General features: G+C 69.2%; 16 protein-coding genes. 1 reads left to right on the top strand and 15 read right to left on the bottom strand.

All coding sequences use genetic code 11. The features are described 5' to 3' along the window. Nucleotides 1–11 precede the first annotated feature (11 nt). Nucleotides 12–1,031: a M23 family metallopeptidase gene (locus tag CAL29_RS05155; protein ID WP_094851867.1), complete on the bottom strand. Its 1,020-nt coding sequence runs from the start codon at nt 1,029–1,031 to the stop codon at nt 12–14. A gap of 40 nt (nt 1,032–1,071) precedes the next feature. On the opposite strand from CAL29_RS05155, the gene CAL29_RS05150 reads away from it, so the two are divergent. Then, nucleotides 1,072–1,572, top strand: coding sequence for a flagellar hook-length control protein FliK (locus CAL29_RS05150; protein WP_094852726.1), 501 nt, complete (start codon nt 1,072–1,074; stop codon nt 1,570–1,572). Between the two features lie 194 nt (nt 1,573–1,766). Here CAL29_RS05150 and lpxC read toward each other — a convergent pair whose 3' ends face one another. The 14 genes from lpxC to rsmH all read right to left on the bottom strand — a co-directional run bounded on the left by lpxC (nt 1,767) and on the right by rsmH (nt 20,052). Continuing rightward, nucleotides 1,767–2,690, bottom strand: a complete 924-nt coding sequence (gene lpxC, locus CAL29_RS05145) for a UDP-3-O-acyl-N-acetylglucosamine deacetylase (protein ID WP_094851866.1) — start codon at nt 2,688–2,690, stop codon at nt 1,767–1,769. Nucleotides 2,691–2,904: 214 nt separating this feature from the next. After that, nucleotides 2,905–4,101 (bottom strand): cell division protein FtsZ, encoded by a 1,197-nt coding sequence (gene ftsZ, locus CAL29_RS05140; protein ID WP_094851865.1) that lies wholly within the window; start codon nt 4,099–4,101, stop codon nt 2,905–2,907. A gap of 555 nt (nt 4,102–4,656) precedes the next feature. Beyond that, the gene (gene ftsA, locus CAL29_RS05135) at nt 4,657–5,883 is read right to left on the bottom strand and encodes a cell division protein FtsA (protein ID WP_094851864.1); all 1,227 of its coding nucleotides are present in this window, start codon (nt 5,881–5,883) and stop codon (nt 4,657–4,659) included. 4 nt (nt 5,884–5,887) lie between these two features. Beyond that, nucleotides 5,888–6,700, bottom strand: a complete 813-nt coding sequence (locus CAL29_RS05130; protein ID WP_094851863.1) for a cell division protein FtsQ/DivIB — start codon at nt 6,698–6,700, stop codon at nt 5,888–5,890. A 12-nt stretch (nt 6,701–6,712) separates the two neighbouring features. Then, on the bottom strand, nt 6,713–7,672 hold the full coding sequence (locus CAL29_RS05125; protein WP_094851862.1) for a D-alanine--D-alanine ligase: 960 nt from the start codon (nt 7,670–7,672) through the stop codon (nt 6,713–6,715). Next, nucleotides 7,669–9,075, bottom strand: a complete 1,407-nt coding sequence (gene murC / locus CAL29_RS05120; protein ID WP_094851861.1) for a UDP-N-acetylmuramate--L-alanine ligase — start codon at nt 9,073–9,075, stop codon at nt 7,669–7,671. Before murC ends, CAL29_RS05125 begins: the two co-directional genes overlap by 4 nt. Next, the gene (murG, locus tag CAL29_RS05115) at nt 9,072–10,121 is read right to left on the bottom strand and encodes an undecaprenyldiphospho-muramoylpentapeptide beta-N-acetylglucosaminyltransferase (protein ID WP_256977295.1); all 1,050 of its coding nucleotides are present in this window, start codon (nt 10,119–10,121) and stop codon (nt 9,072–9,074) included. The genes murC and murG overlap by 4 nt, the downstream gene beginning before the upstream one ends. A gap of 116 nt (nt 10,122–10,237) precedes the next feature. Beyond that, complete coding sequence (gene ftsW / locus CAL29_RS05110) at nt 10,238–11,431, bottom strand: putative lipid II flippase FtsW (protein WP_094851859.1); 1,194 nt, start codon at nt 11,429–11,431, stop codon at nt 10,238–10,240. Then, nucleotides 11,428–12,966 (bottom strand): UDP-N-acetylmuramoyl-L-alanine--D-glutamate ligase, encoded by a 1,539-nt coding sequence (gene murD / locus CAL29_RS05105; RefSeq protein WP_094851858.1) that lies wholly within the window; start codon nt 12,964–12,966, stop codon nt 11,428–11,430. The genes ftsW and murD overlap by 4 nt, the downstream gene beginning before the upstream one ends. Continuing rightward, a complete protein-coding gene (gene mraY, locus CAL29_RS05100; protein ID WP_094851857.1) occupies nt 12,963–14,132 on the bottom strand; it encodes a phospho-N-acetylmuramoyl-pentapeptide-transferase in 1,170 nt (389 codons plus the stop codon). Before mraY ends, murD begins: the two co-directional genes overlap by 4 nt. Further along, nucleotides 14,122–16,959 (bottom strand): bifunctional UDP-N-acetylmuramoyl-L-alanyl-D-glutamate--2,6-diaminopimelate ligase MurE/UDP-N-acetylmuramoyl-tripeptide--D-alanyl-D-alanine ligase MurF, encoded by a 2,838-nt coding sequence (gene murF, locus CAL29_RS05095; RefSeq protein WP_094851856.1) that lies wholly within the window; start codon nt 16,957–16,959, stop codon nt 14,122–14,124. The genes mraY and murF overlap by 11 nt, the downstream gene beginning before the upstream one ends. After that, on the bottom strand, nt 16,956–18,686 hold the full coding sequence (locus tag CAL29_RS05090; RefSeq protein ID WP_094851855.1) for a peptidoglycan D,D-transpeptidase FtsI family protein: 1,731 nt from the start codon (nt 18,684–18,686) through the stop codon (nt 16,956–16,958). The genes murF and CAL29_RS05090 overlap by 4 nt, the downstream gene beginning before the upstream one ends. Continuing rightward, a complete protein-coding gene (gene ftsL, locus CAL29_RS05085) occupies nt 18,683–18,973 on the bottom strand; it encodes a cell division protein FtsL (protein WP_094851854.1) in 291 nt (96 codons plus the stop codon). Before ftsL ends, CAL29_RS05090 begins: the two co-directional genes overlap by 4 nt. Next, nucleotides 18,973–20,052, bottom strand: a complete 1,080-nt coding sequence (rsmH, locus tag CAL29_RS05080; RefSeq protein ID WP_094851853.1) for a 16S rRNA (cytosine(1402)-N(4))-methyltransferase RsmH — start codon at nt 20,050–20,052, stop codon at nt 18,973–18,975. Before rsmH ends, ftsL begins: the two co-directional genes overlap by 1 nt. Nucleotides 20,053–20,059 lie beyond the last annotated feature (7 nt).

The raw sequence follows: 20,059 nt of genomic DNA, 5'->3' as shown, positions 1-20,059 counted from the left end.
GCCCGCCACGATCAGCCGCCCGTGGCGGACGGCGTGGCGGCCAGGGCCGGCGGCGCGGTCGAGGGCGGACCGATGAAGAGCTTGGGATCGAGGGGTTGGCCGGCCAGCCGCACCTCGAAATGCAGGTGGGCGCCGGTGGAGCGCCCGGTGGAACCGACACGGGCGACGATCTGGCCCCGCTGGACCACGTCGCCCTTCTTGACCAGCAGTTCCGACGCGTGCGCGTAGCGGGTGGACAGGCCGTCGCCGTGGTCGATCTCCAGCAGGTTGCCGTAGCCGCTCTCGGGGCCCGCCTCCACCACCACGCCGCCGGCGGCGGCCATGATGGGGGTGCCGCGCGGCGCCGGGAAGTCCACGCCTTCGTGCATGGCGTAGCGGCCCGTCACCGGGTTGCGGCGCCAGCCATAGGAAGAGCTCAAATAGGTATAGCCGTCCAGCGGCATGGACGTCGGCAGGCGCGCGAGGTCGCCGGAACGGCGCGTCAGCGCGGCGTCCAGCATGTCCATCGTGCTGGACTGCGCGGCGGCATGGGCCAGCAGCGCGTCGAGCTGGCGCCCGAGGGCCTGGGCCGAGCCGGGGTCCAGCGAGGGCGGCTCGCGATCCGTGAAATTGTCGTCCATGACCTCATCGGCCCGCGGATCGGACGGATGCAGCGCGGCCTGCGCGGCATCCGCGCCCGCCGTGGCGGCGCCGTCCCGCGGCGCGGCCGCCGCCGGGTCGGCCAGGGTCACCCCGGCCGCCGCGGCCAGCCGCCGGCTCAGCGCGTCGATGCCGATCAGCTTGGCCTGCAGGGCGCCCACGCGCCCCGCCAGCATGTTCAGGTTGTCGCGCACGAAGGCGGCGTTGCGGACGGCCTGCTCCGAAGCGAGCGGGCTGACGTCGCTGCCGGCCTGCGGGGCCGACAGGTTGCGGTACATGGAGGCGCTGTACGCGCCTATCATCGCGGCCAGCGCCAACAACGCGCCCAGCAGCAGGGCCAGGCGCCCCCCGCCGACGGTGAAATGCCCGTCCGACTCGCCGCGGGCATGCATAATGACTATCTTCAAAGCTCGCTATCCTTTCCTGTCCGGCATGAGAAAGACTCCCTACCGTCGTCCGCGTTCCGCGCCGGGGCGCAAGCAGGCTACCGCCCTGGGATGGCTGGGGCATGACAACCATGCCGCCGGCATGCTGGCCACCGCCCGGCTGCACATGCAGGTACAAGCCGCCGTGGCCAAGATCCTACCGCCGGCGCTGGGCGAAGTGTGCCGCGTGGCACGCCTTGAAACCGATAAGTTGCAACTGGCCGTGCCAAGCGCCGCGCATGCCGCCAAATTACGCCAGATGGCGCCGCGGGTGGCCCAGGCGCTGGCGGCCGCCGGCTGGCAACTCAACGAGATTTCCGTCAAGGTGCAGGCCGGCCTGATGCCTCCGCCCCCGCCGCCTCCGCCGCGCGAAGCCGCGCCGCTGGACAGCCAGGCGCTGGAGGCCTTCGCCGCCCTGCGGCAGAACCTGCGACCCGGCAAGCTGGCCGACGCGGTGGCGCGCCTGCTAGAACATCACAAGCACCACAAGCCGCCGTCGAAATCCTGACGCTGCTTGCTGCCCCCCAAGGGGGCGTTTCTGCCTAGGGGCGGCCCGGCGGCAAAAAAAAGCCGAGCGCAAGCCTCGGTACTCATCCAGGGCGTAGCGGAGCCGGCTTTGCCGGTCCGCCAACGCCGCCCCCTTGAGGGGGCCGCGCGCAGCGCGGTAGGGGGTGGGCCTCCCGGTAAGGGGTGGGCCTCCCTCTAGGCGAGCTTCCACTCGTAGCGGAAGGCCTTGGGCGCCGCCGCCTGCGATTCATAGGTCACCAGTTCCCAGCTTTCCTGCTGGGCCAGCAGCGCGCGCGCCAACTGGTTGTTCATGTAGTGGCCGGACTTGCAGGCCACGTAGCGCGCCACCAGCGGCTTGCCGAGCAGATACAGGTCGCCGATGGCGTCGAGAATCTTGTGCTTGACGAACTCATCGTCGTAGCGCAGGCCGTCGCTGTTCAGCACCCGGAACTCGTCCATGACGATGGCGTTGTCCAGGCTGCCGCCCCGGGCCAGGCCCATGGAACGCAGCGCCTCGACTTCGTTGACGAAGCCGAAGGTGCGGGCGCGCGCGATTTCCCGCGTGTACGAATGGGTGGCGAAATCGATCTCGGCGAAATTCGCCGTGGAGTCGATGGCGGGGTGGCGGAAGTCGATGGAGAAGGCCAGCGCGAAGCCGTCATGCGGCTCCAGGCGCGCCCACTTCTCGTTGCGTCCCTCGCCTTCGCGCACCTCGATGGGCTCGAGCACGCGAATGAAATGCTTGGGCGCGTTCTGTTCCACGATCCCGGCCGAGCGCAGCAGATAGACGAAGGTCGCCGCGCTGCCGTCCATGATGGGGACTTCTTCGGCGGTCAGGTCCACGTGCAGGTTGTCGATGCCCAGGCCGGCCAGGGCCGACATCAGGTGTTCGACGGTGGAGACCCGCACGTTGCCCTGCTGCAGCACCGACGCCATGCGCGTATCGCCGACCCCGGTCGCTTGCGCCGGCAGATCGACGACCTCGGGCAGGTCGGTGCGATGGAAAACGATACCCGTGTTCGGCGCAGCGGGACGCAGGGTGAGCTCCACCCGCCGGCCGGAGTGGACGCCCACCCCGGTCGTTTTGACCAGATTTTGAATGCTGCGCTGACGGAACATGGGAATAAATCTTATTTTTTGAGGATAGGCCGGCACAATGCCCGCAAATGCCAACAGTACCCGGGAAGTGTAACCCTATTGCAATGCAGCGACAAACCAGACAAAGGTATATGTCCCTGATTACATTGAACCGAGGGGTTATTCCCCTCCGGCCCGCGCCGGGGACAGCGCGGGCCGGAGAACAGGGAGTTGGAGCCGTCGGATGACGCTAAGTTCAATCCGCCTGCTTGCGCAGGAAAGCCGGAATGTCGAAGTGGTCCATGCCCGAGCTTTCCAGCGCGCGCACCTGGGCCGACGCCTGGCTGCGCGGATTGCGCATCACCGACGGCATGTCCAGATTGCGATAGTCGCCCTGGGAAGCGCCGCCGCCGTTGTGCTGCATTCCGCCCATCGGCAGGTTGTCGGTGCCGGTGCGCAGCACTTCGGCCGTGCTCTGGACCAGTTGCGGACGGCTGGACGCGCGGCCCAGGCCGGTGGCGACCACGGTCACGCGCAGGTTTTCACCCATCGACTCGTCGTAGGCGGTGCCGAAGATCACGGTGGCGTCGTCCGAGGCGTAGCCGCGGATCGTTTCCATGATTTCGCGCGTTTCGCGCATCTTCAGCGAGCGGCTGGCGGTGATGTTCACCAGCACGCCGCGAGCGCCGTGCAGGTCGATGCCTTCCAGCAGCGGGCAGGCGATGGCGTGCTCGGCGGCGACGCGGGCGCGGTCGGCGCCGGCGGCGGTCGCCGTGCCCATCATGGCCTGGCCTTGCTCGCCCATGATCGTCTTGACGTCTTCGAAGTCGACGTTGACGTTGCCTTCGACGTTGATGATTTCCGCGATGCCGGCGCAGGCATTGTGCAGAATGTCGTCGGCCGCCTTGAAGCAGTCTTCCTGCGTGGCATCGTCATCCATCAGGTCGTACAGGTTTTCGTTCAGCACCACGATCAGCGAGTGGACGTGCTTGGCCAGCTCGCCGATGCCGTCCTCTGCCATCTTCAGGCGCTTGTTGCCTTCGAACGAGAACGGCTTGGTGACCACGCCGACGGTCAGGATGCCGAGCTCCTTGGCCACTTCGGCCACGACCGGACCCGCGCCCGTGCCCGTGCCGCCGCCCATGCCCGCGGTGATGAACACCATATGGGCGCCGTTGAGCGCGGCGCGGATTTCCTCGCGCGCGGTTTCGGCCGAAGCACGGCCCTGTTCCGGCTTGGCGCCGGCGCCCAGGCCGGTGCGGCCCAGGCGGATCTGCACCGGCGCGTTGGTCGCGGCCAGTGCCTGTGCGTCAGTGTTCGCGCAGATGAAGTCCACGCCGTTGACGCCGTTACGGATCATGTGCGCCACGGCATTGCCGCCCGCACCGCCTACACCAACCACCTTGATAACGGTGCCTTTGGTGCTGTTATCAAGCATTTCAAAGTTCATCATGATTGACGACTCCCTCAAGTCCTAAATGCAAATCACAAGAAATTTCCCCGATGCCGCATTCTTTGTGAATCGCCTCAAAGCCGATGCCGGTCCTGGTGACCCGCAACGGGTTTGAAGCGCCTCCGTCAGCGCGCCATTACCACTAAGCCCGCCCCGGATGCCGGCGACAGCCCGACACCCTTTCCTACCGCCACTCGCGCTACACAAACACCGCAATACGCAAATGCTCGAAGTCTGCTACCAACACGCAAATGCCGCCACTACTAAATGATGCGAACTACTAAATACTTCCCACCACACAGACTTCCGAACTACTACACGCGCTTCCGAACTACTACGTGAACTTCCAAACCACCGAACCACATAAACCCAAAACCCAACCTAACTACCTCACCCCACCCTCCATTAGCAGACCCGGGGCACAGCGGAGCCGGGTCCCCCGGTCCGCTTGTGCCGCCCCTTGAGGGGCGCGCGCAGCGCGGGGGTGGGCCTTCCTTCCGGTCCGCCAGTGCCGCCCCCTTGAGGGGGCCGCGCTCCGCGCGGTAGGGGGTGGGCTCAATTCATAAACCACTCTTTCATGCGCGTCAGCAGGCTCTTGAAATTACCCGTCTGCGCGGCGACCTTGCGGCCGCGCACGCGCTGCATGCGCGCTTCCTGCAACAGCCCCATGACCGTCGAGAAGCGCGGGTTGCGCATGACGTCGGCCAGGCTGCCTTCGTATTCCGGCACGGCGACACGGACAGGTTTGAGGAACACATCCTCCGCAAGTTCCACCATGCCCGGCAATTGGGCCGAACCGCCCGTCAGGACCACGCCCGAGGCCAGCAGATCTTCGTAGCCCGAATCCCGCACCACCTGCTGCACCAGCGTGAACAACTCCTCGATGCGCGGCTCGATAACGGCGCCGAGCGCCTGCCGCTTGACCAGCCGCGGACCGCGATCGCCCAGCCCCGGCACCTCGACGGTTTCGTCGGGGCTGGCCAGCACCTGCTTGGCCACGCCGTAGCGCAGCTTGATTTCCTCGGCGTCCGGCGTGGGCGTGCGCAGCATGGCCGCGATGTCGTTGGTGATCTGGTCGCCCGCGATGGGAATCACGGCGGTATGGCGAATCGCACCGCCGGTGAAGATCGCCACGTCGGTGGTGCCCCCGCCGATGTCCACCAGGACGACGCCCAGTTCCTTTTCGTCCGCGGTCAGGCAGGCGAGACTCGACGCCAATGGTTGCAAAATAAGGTCTTGCACTTCGAGGCCGCAACGGCGCACGCACTTGACGATGTTCTGCGCGGCGCTCACCGCGCCCGTCACGATGTGGACCCGCACTTCCAGGCGCAGGCCGCTCATCCCGATGGGTTCGCGGATGTCCTCCTGGCCGTCGACGATGAACTCCTGCGTCAGCACGTGCAGCACCTGCTGATCCGTGGGGATGTTCACCGCCTTGGCGGTTTCGATGACGCGGGCCACGTCCGTCGACGTGACCTCCTTGTCCTTGACCGCCACCATGCCGCTGGAATTGAAGCTGCGGATGTGGCTGCCCGCGATGCCCGTATAGACGTCGCGTATCTTGCAGTCCGCCATCAACTCCGCTTCCTCCAGCGCGCGCTGGATGGAATTGACGGTGGTTTCGATATTCACCACGACGCCCTTGCGCATGCCACGCGACTCGTGCTGGCCCAGGCCCAGCACCTCGAAGCGGTTCTCCGGCAGGATCTCGGCGACCACCGCCACCACCTTGCTGGTGCCGATATCGAGGGCGACGATTAGGTCCTTGATGTCACGGGTCATGTTGTCAACGCTTTTTCGGGGTGGGTTTCGGTTTTTCGGGTTCGGGGAGCGGCGCCAGCGCCAGGGCAAAGCCATTGGGATAGCGCAGATCGGCTTGCAATACCGTGCGGCCCTCCAGTTTCGACATCAAGGCCGGCCAGGCCTGCACAAAACGCTGAATGCGCGCCGCGAAAGGCAAGGCCCCCGGCGGTCCGTTCGGATCCGGCGCGTCCGCGCCCGGATCCCGGCCCAGGTCCAGCAGCAGGCCGTTGGACAGCTTGGCCCGCCAGGCGTAGCGCGCGCTCAGGTCCAGTTCCTGCACGTGCATGTCCAGCGGCGCGAACCAGCGCGCCAGCTCGGCATAGCGCTGCACCACCAGGCTCTCGCTGCCCTCCGGCCCGGAGAAATGCGGCAGCGCGTTCTCGTCGTCCAGCTCGCCCGTATTGGCCGTGAACGATTCGCCCCAGGTGTTGATCATCTGGTTCTCGTTCCACAGCGCCAGCGGCTGCTGCTCCTCGATGCGCACGCGCAGCGTGTTGGGCCAGATCCGGCGCACGGACGCATGGCGCACCCAGGGCACGGACTCGAACAACTCGCGCGCCTTGTCCAGGTTGACGGTGAAGAAGTTGCCCACCATCTCGCCGGCTATCGTGGCCCGCACGCTGGCGGGGGACACATAGTGCAACTGCGAATCCGGCACGGGCTCCAGTTCGATGGCCGCCAGATTGAAATACGGCCGCTTGGCCAGCCACACAACCCCGCCGGCCAGCATGGCCAGCACCGCGAACACGGCCAGCGTGTTCGCGATGAGATTGGTGACGCGGGCGTCGTTCCACACGGATCTTCCTGGTCAAGCGTTACGGGCCGGGGCGCGCACCTTGCAGGCGGCCTCGGAAAGAATGAAAACACACAGCTCGGAATAGCTCATGCCGGCGGCCTGCGCCGCCTTCGGCACCAGCGAGTGGCTGGTCATGCCCGGCGACGTATTCATCTCGATCAGCCAGGGACGGCCCTCCTTGTCCAGCATCAGGTCGGCGCGGCCCCAGCCTTCGCAGCCCAGGGCGCGGTAAGCCGCCACGCTGATGCGCTGCACTTCGCTCGCCAGCGCTTCCGGCAGGTCGGCCGGGCAGAAATACTGCGTGTCGTCGGAGAAATACTTGTGTTCGTAATCGTAGTTGCCGTCCGGCGCGACGATCTCGATCACCGGCAGGGCGCGCGCGCCGCGGCCGGTGCCCAGCAGGGCCACCGTCAGTTCGCGGCCGATGACGAATTGCTCGGCCAGCACTTCCGCATCGTAGCGCGCCGCCAGCGCGTAGCCTTCCTTCATATCCGAATAGCCGCGCACCTTGGTGATGCCGACGGTCGATCCCTCGTGCGGCGGCTTGAGCATCAGGGGCAGGCCCAGGCGGTCGGGCACCAGGCGCAATTCGGTATCGCCGCCCAGCACCTCGAAGGCCGGGGTCGGCAGGCCGTGCTGCAGCCAGATGCGCTTGGTCATCACCTTGTCCATGGCCAGCGCCGAGGCGGCCGCGCCGCTGCCGGTATAGGGGATGCCCAGCAGCTCCAGGGCGCCCTGGATGGTGCCGTCCTCGCCGTAGCGGCCATGCAGGGCGATGAAAACGCGGTCGAAGCCGGCTTGTTCCAGGTCGGCGAAGGTCTGCCGGCCGGTGTCGAAAAGATGGGCGTCGACGCCGGCGCTGCGCAGCGCCTCGTGCACCCCCGCGCCGGACATGAGGGACACTTCACGCTCGGCGGAGCGGCCGCCGTACAGCACGCCGACCTTGCCGAATTGTGCAGGGGCAATGGTCATGCCAATTCTCCAATTTGCGCGGGCGCCTTGCTGATCGAGCCGGCGCCCATCACGATGACGACGTCGCCGTCGCGCACGAAATCCAATACCGCGGCGGGCAATTCCGCCACGTCCTCCACGAATACCGGCTCGACCTTGCCGGCCACGCGCAGCGCGCGCGCGAGGGCGCGGCCGTCGGCCGCCACCAGGGGCGCCTCGCCGGCGGCATACACCTCGGTCAGCAACACCGCGTCGGCGGTGCCGAGCACACGCACGAAATCCTCGAAGCAGTCGCGGGTGCGGGTATAACGATGCGGCTGGAAGGCCAGCACGATGCGCCGCCGGGGCCAGGCGCCGCGCGCCGCGGCCAGCGTGGCCGCCATCTCGACCGGGTGGTGGCCGTAGTCGTCGATGACGGTGAAGGAACCGCCGCCATGCGCGGCCGGCACCGCGAACTCGCCCACCTGGGTGAAGCGGCGGCCCACGCCGTGGAAGGATTCCAGCGCGCCGCGGATGGCCTCGTCGTCCACGCCCAGTTCGGTCGCCACGGCGATCGCCGCCAGCGCGTTGCGCACGTTGTGCAGGCCCGGCAGGTTCAAGGCCACCGACAGCGGCGGCAACTCCTGCTTGCGGCCGCGCCGCGTCACGTCGAACAGCATGCGGGTGCCGTCGGCGCGCACGTTGCGGCCGGCCACCTGGGCGTCGCCGTCCAGGCCGTAGGTGGTGACGGGGCGCGAAACGAAGGGGATGATTTCCCGCACGTTGGCGTCGTCGGCGCACAGCACGGCGGTGCCGTAGAACGGCAGCTTCTGCGTGAACTCGATGAACGCGCTCTTCAGCCGCGCCACGTCGTGGCCGTAGGTGTCCATGTGATCGGCGTCGATATTGGTGACGACCGCCATCACGGGCAGCAGGTTCAGGAAGGAGGCGTCCGACTCGTCGGCCTCGACCACGATGTAGTCGCCCTGCCCCAGCCGCGCGTTGGCGCCGGCCGAATTCAGGCGGCCGCCGATCACGAAGGTCGGGTCCAGGCCGCCGGCGGCCAGCACGCTGGTCACCAGGCTGGTGGTCGTGGTCTTGCCGTGGGTGCCGGCGATGGCGATGCCGCGCTTCAGGCGCATCAGCTCGGCCAGCATGACGGCGCGCGGAACCACCGGAATGCGCGCGGCGCGCGCGGCGATGACCTCGGGATTGTCCCCCGCCACGGCGGTGGAGGTGACGATGGCGTCGGCGCCCTCGATGTTGGCGCCGGCGTGGCCGATGGCGATGGCCACGCCCAGGCCGGCCAGGCGGCGCGTGACGGCCGAGTCGCTGAGGTCGGAGCCGCTGATGCGGTAGCCCAGGTTCAGCAGGATCTCGGCGATGCCGCTCATGCCCGCGCCGCCGACCCCGACGAAATGGATGTGCTGGATACGGTGTTTCATGATGCGCGCCTCGCTGCCTGTTCGCAGGCGTCGGCGATATGCTGGGCGGCGGCCGGCAGCGCGCGCGCGCGCGCCTGCACGGCCACCGCCTGGAGTTCTTCGCGGTCGCGCTCGCCCAGCCACTGCGCCAGCCACTGCGGCGTCAGCTCGGCCTGGCGGCGCATCCAGCCGGCGCCGGCGTCGCTCAGATAGCGGGCGTTGGCCGTCTGGTGATCGTCGATGGCATGGGGCAAGGGAACGAACAGCGCGGCCACGCCGGCGGCGGCCACTTCGGCCACCGTCATCGCGCCCGCGCGGCAGACCACGAGGTCGGCATCGGCCAGCGCGCCGGCCATGTCCTCGATGAAGGCGCGGCAGTCGGCGTCCACGCCGGCTTGCGCATAGGCCTGCTTCAGCGCCTCGATGTGCAGTTCGCCGGCCTGGTGCGTCACCGCCGGCCGGCGTTCGGCGGGCAGCAGGGCCAGGGCCTGCGGCAGCACCGTGTTCAAGGCCAGCGCGCCCAGGCTGCCGCCCACCACCAGCAGCCGCAGCGGACCGTTGCGGCCGGCGTAGCGCTGTTCCGGCGCGGGCAGCGCGCAGACTTCGCGGCGCACCGGATTGCCCATGACCTCGCCGCGCGGCAATACGCCGGGGAAGCCGGTGAGCACCCGGCGCGCCATGCGCGCCAGCGTGCGGTTGGCCGTGCCGGCCACCGCGTTCTGTTCATGCACGACCAGCGGCACGCGCCGCAGGGCGGCGGCGACGCCACCCGGGAAGGCCACGTAGCCGCCCATGCCCAGCACCACGTCGGGCCGCAGCGTGGACACGTAGCGCAGGGCCAGCCGCAGCGCCGACGCCAGGCGGAACGGCAGTTGCAGCACGGCCTTGACGCCGCGGCCGCGCAGACCCTGGAAACGCAGGGGCATCATCTCGATGCCGCGCGGCGGCACCAGCTTGCCTTCCATGCGGTCGGGATTGCCCAGCCACAGCACGCGCCAGCCGCGCTCGCGCAGCACGTCGGCCACGGCCAGGCCGGGCATGATGTGCCCGCCGGTGCCGCCGGCCATGATCAGCGCGGTGCGCACGGATGCGGTGGCGTCGACGTTGCTCAACAGTGTGCCCTCCTGTCGCTGCGCGACCGCCTCCCCGAGGGAGGATTCGCGCTTGGGGCGGCCCGGCGCGCTCATACGCGCCCTCCCCGCATCATCGTTCGATTCTCGAAGTCGACGCGCAGCAGCATGGCCAGCGCCAGCAGGTTCATGACCACGCCGGAACCGCCGTAGCTCACCAGCGGCAGCGTCAGGCCCTTGGTGGGCAGCAGCCCCAGGCACACGCCCATGTTGATGAAGGCCTGCACGCCGAACCAGATGCCCACGCCCTGCGACAGCATGCCGGCGAAGGTGCGCTCCATGGCGACGGCCTGGCGGCCGATTTCGAAGGCGCGCTGCACGATGATGCCGAACAGCACGATCACCAGCATGACGCCGACGAAACCCAGTTCCTCGCCGATCACGGCCATGATGAAGTCGGTATGCGCTTCCGGCAGGTAGTGCAGCTTCTCGACGCTGGCGCCCAGGCCCACGCCCAGCCATTCGCCGCGGCCCAGCGCGATCAACGAGTGCGACAACTGGTAGGCGCTGCCGTAGGCGTTGTCCTGGTTCCAGGGATCCATGTACGCGAACAGGCGCGCGCGCCGCCAGGGCGACAGCCAGATCAGCATCAGGAAGGTGCTGACCAGCACGCCCAGCAGGCTGCTGAAGAACTTGCCGTTGATGCCGCCCAGGAACAGGATGCCCATGGCGATGGCCACGATCACCATGAAGGCGCCCAGGTCGGGCTCGAGCAGCAGCAGCATGCCGACGCCGCCCAGCGCGCAGGCCATGGGCACGAAGCCGCGCACGAAATTCTGCATGTGCTCCTGCTTGCGCACCGTGTAGTCGGCGGCGTACAGCAGCGCCGCGACCTTCATCAGCTCGGATGGCTGGAAATTCAGCGGGCCCAGGGGAATCCAGCGGTGCGCGCCGTTGACCTCGCGGCCGATGCCCGGCACCAGCACCGCCATCAACAGGACCAGGGCCACCATGAACAGCGGCACCGCCAGGCGCTGCCACAGGCGGATCGGGAAGGTCAGCGTGATGGCGGCGGCCACCAGGCCGGTGGCGACGAAGGCGGCGTGGCGCACCACGAAATAGTATTGGCCGTAGGAGGCGTAACGTGGGCCGTCGGCCAGCGCGATGGACGCCGAGTACACCATCAGCAGTCCCAGCGCCAGCAAGGTCGACGAGGCGATCACCAGCGGCATGTCGAAGGACCGCATGCGCGTGCGGCCGGGACGCACCGCGTTGACGCTGCCCGTGAGGTCGGCGAACAGGCTCATGCGACCTCTCCTTGATCCAGGGCCAGTTCCTGCACCGCTTCGGTGTAGACCTGGCCGCGATGCACGTAGCTGCGGAACATATCCATGCTGGCGCAGGCCGGCGACAGAAGCACGGCGTCGCCCGGCTGGGCCAGGCCATGCGCCTGGCGCACCGCGTCATGCATGTCCGTGGCGTACACGCAGGCCACGCCGGTCGATTCCAGCACGCGGCCGATTTCCGGGCCGTCCTTGCCGATCAGCACCACCGCGCGCCCATGGCGCGCCACCGGCGCCACCAGCGGCGAGAAGTCCTGGCCCTTGCCCAGGCCGCCGGCGATCAGCACCACCTGCTGGCCCAGGCCGTCCAGCGCGGCCACCGTGGCGCCCACATTGGTGCCCTTGCTGTCGTTGATGTAGTCGACGCCGCCGATGCTGCGCACGAATTCGACGCGCAGCGGCTCGCCCTCGTACTCGCGGGCGGCGCGCAGCAAGGGCGCCCAGCCCAGGTCGATGGCGCGCGCCAGCGCGAAGGCGGCCAGCGTATTCGTTGCGTTGTGCAGACCGCGGATCAGCAGCGCGTCCACCGGCATCAGGCGCGACAAGCGCCCCTGCGGACGGCTGGGCGGCGGCGCATCCTTCTTGCGGCGCGTGGGCGCGGCGACCGGGATATCGAAATCGCTCGGTTCGCAGGCGGTCAGCCACGCCACGCCGCTGGCCTGGTCCAGTCCCAGGTCGCCGACCAGGGCGGGCGCGTCGCGGCCGATGGTGCGCGCGTTCAAGCCTTCGACGCGCTCGACCATGGCCAGCGTGAGCGGGTCGTCGCGGTTGACGACGGCGATGCGGGCCATGCCCAGCAGGCGCGCCTTGGCGGCCGCGTAGGCCTGCATGTCGCCGTGCCAGTCCAGGTGGTCCTGGGTGACGTTCAGCACCACCGCGGCGTCGGCCGACAGGGTATGCGTGGTGTGCAACTGGAAGCTGGACAGCTCCAGCACCCAGACCTGCGGCAGGTCGTCCTGGTCCAGCGCGTCCATGAGCGCGGCCAGCGCGGCCGGGCTGATATTGCCGGCGGCGCGCGCGGTAAGCCCGGCGGCCTCGACCAGATGGCGCGTCAGCGCCGTGACCGTGGTCTTGCCGTTGGTGCCGGTGACGGCCAGCACGCGGGGATGGTAGTCGCGGCTATCGGCCAGGGCCGCCAGCGCGCGGGCGAACAGTTCGATCTCGCCGATGACCTCGATGCCGCGCGCGGCGGCGGCCTCGATCAGTTCGCGCGCCGGCGCCTGGTTCGGCGCCAGGCCGGGACTGATCACCACCTGGGTCACGTCGTCCAGGAGCTCCGCGTCGAAACCGGCCTGGCCCAGGCGGTATTCGACCTCGCCGCCCTGCGCCGCCAGCGCCTCGCGCAAGGCGGCCAGGCCGCCCGGCTCGGCCCGGGTATCGGCCACGCGCAGCCGCGCGCCGCTGCGCGCGCACCAGCGCGCGGCGGCGATGCCGGTCTCGCCCAATCCGAGGATCAGGATGCGAGCCGGCGCGGGGGCGGAGATATCCGGAACGCTCATCGCAGTTTGAGAGTGGAAAGGCCGACCAGCACCAGCATCATGCTGATGATCCAGAACCGCACGACGACCTGGGTTTCCTTCCAGCCGCCGACTTCGAAATGGTGATGCAGGGGCGCCATGCGGAATATCCGCCGCCCCTCCCCGTATTTGCGCTTGGTGTATTTGAACCAGGTGACCTGGATCATCACCGACAAGGTTTCCACCACGAACACGCCGCCCATGATGAAGAGCACGATTTCCTGCCGCGCGATCACCGCCACCGTGCCCAGCGCGCCGCCCAGCGCCAGCGCGCCGACGTCGCCCATGAACACCTGGGCCGGATAGGCGTTGAACCAGAGGAAGGCCAGTCCCGCGCCCCCCAGGGCGGCGCACAGCACGATGAGCTCGGACGCGCCCGGCACATAGGGGAACAGCAGGTATTTGGAATAGTCGGCGCGGCCGATGACGTAGGAGAAGATGCCCAGCGCGCTGCCCACCATGACGGTGGGCATGATGGCCAGGCCGTCCAGGCCGTCGGTCAGGTTGACCGCGTTGCTGGTGCCGACGATGACGAACCACGTCAGCGCCACGAAGCCCAGCACGCCCAGGGGATAGCTCACCGTCTTGAAGAAAGGCACGATGAGGTCGGCGCGGGTCGGCAGGGGCATGGTCAGGCCGCTCACCACCCAGGCGCGGAACAGGGGCCAGAGCTCGGTATTGGCCGGCGCCGACACGGCGAAGGCCAGATAGACCGCCGCCACCAGGCCGATGAGGGCCTGCCAGAAGAATTTCTGCCGCGCCGGCATGCCTTCGGGATCGCGGTGCACGACCTTGCGGTAATCGTCCACCCAGCCTATCGCGCCGAAGCCGAAGGTCACCAGCAGCACCACCCAGATGAAGCGATTGCTCCAGTCGCACCACAGCAGCACGCTGATGCCGATGGAGATCAGGATCAGCGCGCCGCCCATGGTGGGCGTGCCGGTCTTCACCAGGTGGGTCTGCGGACCGTAGGCGCGCACCGCCTGGCCGATCTTCATCGCGGTCAATTTGCGGATGACGCGCGGCCCGGCCATCAGGCCGATGAGCAGCGCCGTCGCGCACGCCAACACAGCGCGCAGCGTAATGTACTCGAACACGCCGAACGTGCGGATATCGTCGGACAGCCAGCGGGCAATCTCAAGCAGCATGCTTGTCCTCCCGCGCCGGAGGCACATGACTGCCTTCACTCGAATACAACTTCACAACCCGCTCCATGCGCATAAAGCGCGAACCCTTTACCAATACCGCGGCGGGCCGCAAGGCCCGCGTCGCCGCCACGATGTCCTCGACCGTCTCGCACGCCTTGCCGGCCGCCCCGAAGGCGGCGGCGGACGCGCGCGCGGCGGCGCCCAGCGTGAACAGGGCGTCGATCCCCCGCTCGCGTGCGTAGGCGCCGACTTCCTCGTGCATCGCCGGCCCGTTGGCGCCCACTTCGCCCATATCGCCCAGCACCAGGACGCGCGGCGCCGGCAGTTGCGCCAGCACGTCGATCGCGGCCCGGACCGAGTCCGGATTGGCATTGTAGGTGTCGTCGACCAGCACGGTTCCGTCACCCATTTGCTGGCGCTGCATCCGGCCCTTGACCGCGCTGAAACCGGCCAGGGCGCGGCAGGCGGCGTCCAGCGGCGCGCCCGCGGCCAGGCCGCAGGCCACCGCCGCGAGGGCGTTGCGCAGGTTGTGCAAACCGGGGACGGGGACAGTCAGCGCCGCCGTGCCGGCCGGCGTCACCAGGCGGCAGCGGGTGGCGAGCACGTCGCTTTCGATGGCCTCGGCATAGACGTCCAGGCCGGCCTGCAGGCCGAAACGCAGGACGCGCGGCGTGCCCGACATTTCGTCCCAGACGCGCGTGTGCGCGTCGTCGCCGGGATAGACGGCATAGCCCGCTTCCGGCAGCGCCGCCAGCACCGCGCCGTTCTCGCGCGCGACGGCCTCGACCGTGTGCATGAACTCCTGGTGCTCGCGCTGGGCGTTGTTGACCAGGCCCACCGTGGGCGCCGCCATGGCCGCCAGCGCGGCGATCTCGCCGGGATGGTTCATGCCCAGTTCGATCACCGCGGCGCGGTGGCGCGGCCGCAGGCGCAGCAGCGTCAGCGGCACGCCGATGTCGTTGTTGAAATTGCCCGCCGTCGCCAGGCGCTGGTCCTCGCCCAGCCACTCCGCGAGGATGGCGGAAATCATTTCCTTGGTGGTGGTCTTGCCGTTGCTGCCGGTCACGCCGACCACCGGCAGATCGAAGCGCGCGCGCCAGGCCGCGCCGATGCGGCACAAGGCGGCGCGCGTGTCGCCCACCACCCATTGTGGCAGCGGGGCCTCGTCCGCGGGCAGGTCCACGGCATGCGCCACGACTGCGGCGCGGGCGCCGGCCGCGCGGGCCTGCGCCAGGTAATCGTGGCCGTCGAAATTCTCGCCGCTCAGCGCGACGAACACCTGGCCCTCGCTCAGCGTGCGCGTATCGGTGGACACGCCCACGGCTTGCGGCAGGGCCAGGGCCAGCGCGCCCCAGGCGCGATCGTCGAAAGGCGCGCGCTGCCCGGCGACTTCCTGGTAGGTCTCATGGCCCTTGCCGGCCAGCAGCAGCACGTCGGCGGCGGCGGCCGACCACACCGCCTGCATGATGGCGCGCGCGCGATCGGCCTGCACCGTCACGGCGCGCGCCGCGGGCATGCCGGCCAGGATCTGGTCGATGATGGCCTCGGGGTCCTCGCCGCGCGGGTTGTCGCTGGTCACGTAGACGCCGTCGGCGTCGGCGGCGGCGATGCCGCCCATCAGCGGACGCTTGCCGGGATCGCGATCCCCGCCGCAACCGAACAGGCACAGCAGCCGGCCGCCGCGGGCCTGCGCCACCGGGCGCAGCGCGGCGAGCGCGCGCGCCAGGGCGTCGGGCGTGTGGGAATAATCGACCACCACCAGCGGGCCGGCGGCGGCCAGCGCCGGCGGCGCCTCGACGATCTCCATGCGTCCCGGCACGGGCGTGGCGGCGGCCAGTTCGCGCGCCACGTCGGCCAGCGAGCCCCCCAGCGCCGTCAGGACGCCGGCCACCAGCAGCAGGTTCTCCACGTTGTGGCGGCCCAGCAGGCTGGTCATGATCTGCGCTTCGCCCTGCGCGGTGGCGAGGGTGAAGATCTGTCCGTTGGCGGTCGCGCTCAAGTCCTTGGCGCGGATGTCGGCCTCCTGCTCCAGGCCATAGGACAAGGCCAGGCCGGCAGGCAGGCGCGCCAGCAGGCGCTGGCCGGCCGCGTCGTCCGCGTTGACGACGGCGCGCGCCAGGCCGGGCCAGTCGAACAGGCGCGACTTCGCCGCCTCGTAGGCGTCCATCGAACCGTGGTAGTCCAGGTGATCGCGCGTCAGGTTGGTGAAGGCCGCCACGCCGATGCGCACGCCGTCCAGGCGGCCTTGCTCGATGCCGATGGAGGACGCCTCCATGGCGACGCAACTTGCGCCGTGATCGCGCATCGCCGCCAATTGCCGGTGCACGGCCAGCACGTCCGGCGTGGTCAGTTGTCCCGGCAACGCCTGTCCGCCGGGCAGCGTCGCGCCCAGGGTGCCGAGGGCGCCGCAGGGCCGGCCGCTTTGCGACAGCGCGCGCGCCAGCCATTGGACCGTGGAAGTCTTGCCGTTGGTGCCGGTGACCGCGATGACGGTCAATGCCGCCGACGGTTCGCCGTACCAGAGGTCGGCCACGCGGCCGAGCTGCCCGCGCAGGCCGGCCACCGGCAGCACGGGCACGGCGTCGGCGGCCTGCGCGCGCGGCTTGCCGTAGCCCGCCGCCTCGCACACCACCGCCACGGCGCCCTGCCGCACGGCCTGTTCTATATAGGCACGGCCGTCGCTGGTGCTGCCCGGGCAGGCGACGAAGACGTCGCCCGCGCCGACTTCGCGCGAATCCAGGCGCAGGTGGGCCCCCGCCGGCACGCGCGCGCGCAGCCACTGCACGATGTCGGCGGCCGGGAGACGGGTATCGGCCATGGCGTTCATCGCAGGGGCTCCTGCAAGCCGGCCACCACGGTCGACTGGAAGGGCGCGTCGGGCTGCACGCCCAGCAGGCGCAGGCTGCCGCCCATGAGCGTGGAGAACACCGGCGCGGCGATGGCGCCGCCGTAGTAGCCGCCGGTCTGCGGCTCGTCGATGGTGACGGCGATCACCAGACGCGGATTCGACGCCGGGGCGAAACCGACGAAGGAGCTGCGGTAGCGGGAACGGCTGTACTTGCCGTCGACGATCTTGCGCGCGGTGCCGCTCTTGCCGGCCACGCGATAGCCCTGCACCTGCGCCAGCTTGGCGCCGTCCGGGCCCGCCGCGGCTTCGAGGTAAGAGCGGATCATGGCCGCGATCTTGGGCGTGTAGACCTTCACGCTGGTCGGTTCGCTATCGCGCTTGACCAGGGTCAGGGACACCATGTCGCCGTTGCGGGCGAACACCGTATACGCGCGCGCCATCTGCAGCAGCGAAACGGACAGGCCGTAGCCATAGGCCATGGTGGCCTTTTCGATCAGGCGCCAGCGGTCCCACGGCCGCACGCGGCCCGGCGCCGCCCCGGGGAAGCCCAGTTGCGGCGCCTGTCCCAGGCCCAGCTCGGTGAACTTGTCCCACATTTCGCGGGCCTGCAGCGTTTCGGAGATCATCGTCATGCCGATGTTGCTGGACTTCAGCAGCACGCCGGCAACCGTCAGCGTGCCGTTGCGGCTGACGTCGCTGATGGTCGAGCCCTGGTAGCGGAACTGGCCGTTGCCGGTTTCGAACTGCGTGCTGGGCGTGATCCGGCCCAGTTCCAGGGCCAGCGCGGCGGTGAACGGCTTCATGATCGAGCCGGGCTCGAACGTGTCCGTGATGGCCTGGTTGCGCATGGACGCCGGCTGGAAGGTGGCGCGGTCGTTGGGATCGTAGGTGGGCAGGCTGGCCAGCGAAAGAATCTCGCCGGTGCGCGCGTCGATGATGACCGCCGCGGCGCCGCGGGCGTGGTGCAGGTCGATGGCGTCCTTCAGCGTCTTGCTGACCAGGTACTGCAGGCGCGTGTCGATGGACAGGTGGATGTCCTTGCCGTCGACCGGCAGGGTCACCGCCTGGACGTCCTCGATGACGCGGCCGAGGCGATCCTTGATCACGCGGCGCGAACCGGGCCGGCCTTGCAGCGCCTGGTTGAACGCCAGCTCGATGCCTTCCTGGCCCTGGTCTTCCACGTTGGTGAAGCCGACCACGTGCGCCATGACCGAGCCGTCCGGGTAATAGCGGCGCGTCTCGGGCTGCTGGTGGATGCCGGGCATGGCGAGCTGCTTGATCTTGTCCGCCACGTCCATCGGCACCTGGCGCTTCAGGTAGACGAAGTTCTTGTCTTCGTTCTTCAGGCGCTCGGTCAGCTCCGGCACGGTGGTCTCGAGCAGCTTGGCCAGGGCGGCCGTCTGCGCCGGCGTGGCGGTGTTGGCGTCTTCCGGAATGGCCCAGATGGCGCGCGCCGGCACGCTGGAGGCCAGCACGACGTTGTTGCGGTCGAGGATCTTGCCGCGCGTCGCGGCCAGGGTCAGCGTGCGCTCGTAGCGGCGTTCGCCCTGCTGCTGCAGGAAGTCCGTGCTGACGCCCTGCAAGTAGAGCGCGCGGCCGGCCAGGGTGCCGAAGGCGCAGAACAACAGGATCAGGACCAGCCGGGCGCGCCACGTCGGCAACTGTCCGCGCAGCACGGGATTGTCGAAGAACGGCAGGCGCTTCATTGCCCCCCTCCGTTGACCGGAACCGGCTGCTGGTTGAGATAGATAGTGCGGTCCGGAACGATGGAAATCATTTTAAGATCGTCGCGCGCGGCGCGGTCGACGCGGGCGCTGCGCGCCAGCTCGGCCCGGTCCAGTTGCAGGCGGCGCCAGTCGTTTTCCAGGTCGCGCGCCTGCGCCTGCGCGCGGTCGACGTCGATGAACAACTGGCGCGATTGATAGCGCGCGGTCACCAGGGAGATCGCGCACAGCATCAGCACCATGGCCAGGACCAGGCTCAAGCGGCCCATCAGCGCCTCCCCTTGCCGGCGCCGCGCGCGGGCGCCGGCGCCAGGCCGGGCACCAATGCGTCGACGCCGCCGGCGGGCAGCGGCGCGTCGGTGCGCTCGGCCACGCGCAGGATGGCCGAGCGGGCGCGCGGATTCCCCGCGACTTCCTCGTCATCGGCCAGGACCCGCCCCAGGGAGTGCATGATCGCGGGGGGCAGTTCGTCTTCGCGCAGCGGCAGGCGTCGCATCGCCTCGCTGGCCGGGCGGGCCGCGGCGGCGATGCATTGCTTGACCATCCGGTCTTCCAGCGAATGAAAGCTGATCACCGCCAACCTCCCCTTTGGCGCGAGCAGGGCTAGAGCTGCCGCGAGGGCGCGAGCGAGCTCCTCGAGTTCCCGATTGATGTAAATCCGTAGAGCTTGAAAGGTGCGTGTGGCCGGATGCTGACCCTTTTCGCGCGTGCGGACGGCGCCTGCGACGAGCTCGGCGAGTTCGAGCGTGGTGCGTAGTGGCGCTGTTGCGCGGCGAACTGCAATCGTTTTTGCAATCTGAAAAGCAAACCGTTCTTCGCCATAGTCCGCTATGACCTCCCGCATCTCATCCACGCTGGCTTGCGCCAGCCATTCCGCGACCGTGGGGCCGCGCGTCGTATCCATGCGCATGTCCAGCGGGCCTTCGCGCATGAAAGAAAAACCCCGCCCTGCATCGTCGAGCTGGGGGGACGAAACGCCCAGGTCCAGCATGACGCCATCTATCCGTTCGATGCCCAGGGCCGCCAGCTCCTGGGGCATCGTCGCGAAACCGCCGTGCACCACCGTCACGCGCGCGTCGCGCGCAGCCAGCTCGCGCGCCACGCCGATGGCGGTGGGATCCTTGTCGAACACCACCACCCGCGCCTGCGGCGCCAACCGGGCCAGCAGCGCCCGGGTGTGGCCGCCGCGGCCGAAGGTGCCGTCGACGTACACCCCGGCCAGCCGGGGATCGGCCTGCTCCGCCGCCGGCGCCTCGGCCGCGCGGTGGGCGTCGCGGCGGCCGAAACGCGGCAGCAACAGCGCATCCACCGTCGGCGCCAGCAGCACGGGCCGATGTTCGAATTCCATAGCCCGC

Source organism: Bordetella genomosp. 10 (genome assembly GCF_002261225.1).
In the GTDB taxonomy this organism is placed as follows: domain Bacteria; phylum Pseudomonadota; class Gammaproteobacteria; order Burkholderiales; family Burkholderiaceae_B; genus Bordetella_C.
The sequence above is the reverse complement of the archived record's forward strand: the minus strand, read 5'-3'. Positions and strand labels throughout refer to the sequence as shown.

Coding starts and splice junctions, on each gene's coding strand:
- ftsL (WP_094851854.1), bottom strand. CDS start 18,973: ATGGGCCGCTTGAGCCTGGTCCTGGCCATGGTGCTGATGCTGTGCGCG.
- murG (WP_256977295.1), bottom strand. CDS start 10,121: ATGGCCGGCGGCACCGGCGGGCACATCATGCCCGGCCTGGCCGTGGCC.
- lpxC (WP_094851866.1), bottom strand. CDS start 2,690: ATGTTCCGTCAGCGCAGCATTCAAAATCTGGTCAAAACGACCGGGGTG.
- ftsW (WP_094851859.1), bottom strand. CDS start 11,431: ATGAGCCTGTTCGCCGACCTCACGGGCAGCGTCAACGCGGTGCGTCCC.
- ftsA (WP_094851864.1), bottom strand. CDS start 5,883: ATGACCCGTGACATCAAGGACCTAATCGTCGCCCTCGATATCGGCACC.
- CAL29_RS05125 (WP_094851862.1), bottom strand. CDS start 7,672: ATGACCATTGCCCCTGCACAATTCGGCAAGGTCGGCGTGCTGTACGGC.
- CAL29_RS05155 (WP_094851867.1), bottom strand. CDS start 1,031: ATGCATGCCCGCGGCGAGTCGGACGGGCATTTCACCGTCGGCGGGGGG.
- CAL29_RS05090 (WP_094851855.1), bottom strand. CDS start 18,686: ATGAAGCGCCTGCCGTTCTTCGACAATCCCGTGCTGCGCGGACAGTTG.
- CAL29_RS05150 (WP_094852726.1), top strand. CDS start 1,072: ATGAGAAAGACTCCCTACCGTCGTCCGCGTTCCGCGCCGGGGCGCAAG.
- mraY (WP_094851857.1), bottom strand. CDS start 14,132: ATGCTGCTTGAGATTGCCCGCTGGCTGTCCGACGATATCCGCACGTTC.
- ftsZ (WP_094851865.1), bottom strand. CDS start 4,101: ATGATGAACTTTGAAATGCTTGATAACAGCACCAAAGGCACCGTTATC.
- murC (WP_094851861.1), bottom strand. CDS start 9,075: ATGAAACACCGTATCCAGCACATCCATTTCGTCGGGGTCGGCGGCGCG.
- rsmH (WP_094851853.1), bottom strand. CDS start 20,052: ATGGAATTCGAACATCGGCCCGTGCTGCTGGCGCCGACGGTGGATGCG.
- murF (WP_094851856.1), bottom strand. CDS start 16,959: ATGAACGCCATGGCCGATACCCGTCTCCCGGCCGCCGACATCGTGCAG.
- murD (WP_094851858.1), bottom strand. CDS start 12,966: ATGAGCGTTCCGGATATCTCCGCCCCCGCGCCGGCTCGCATCCTGATC.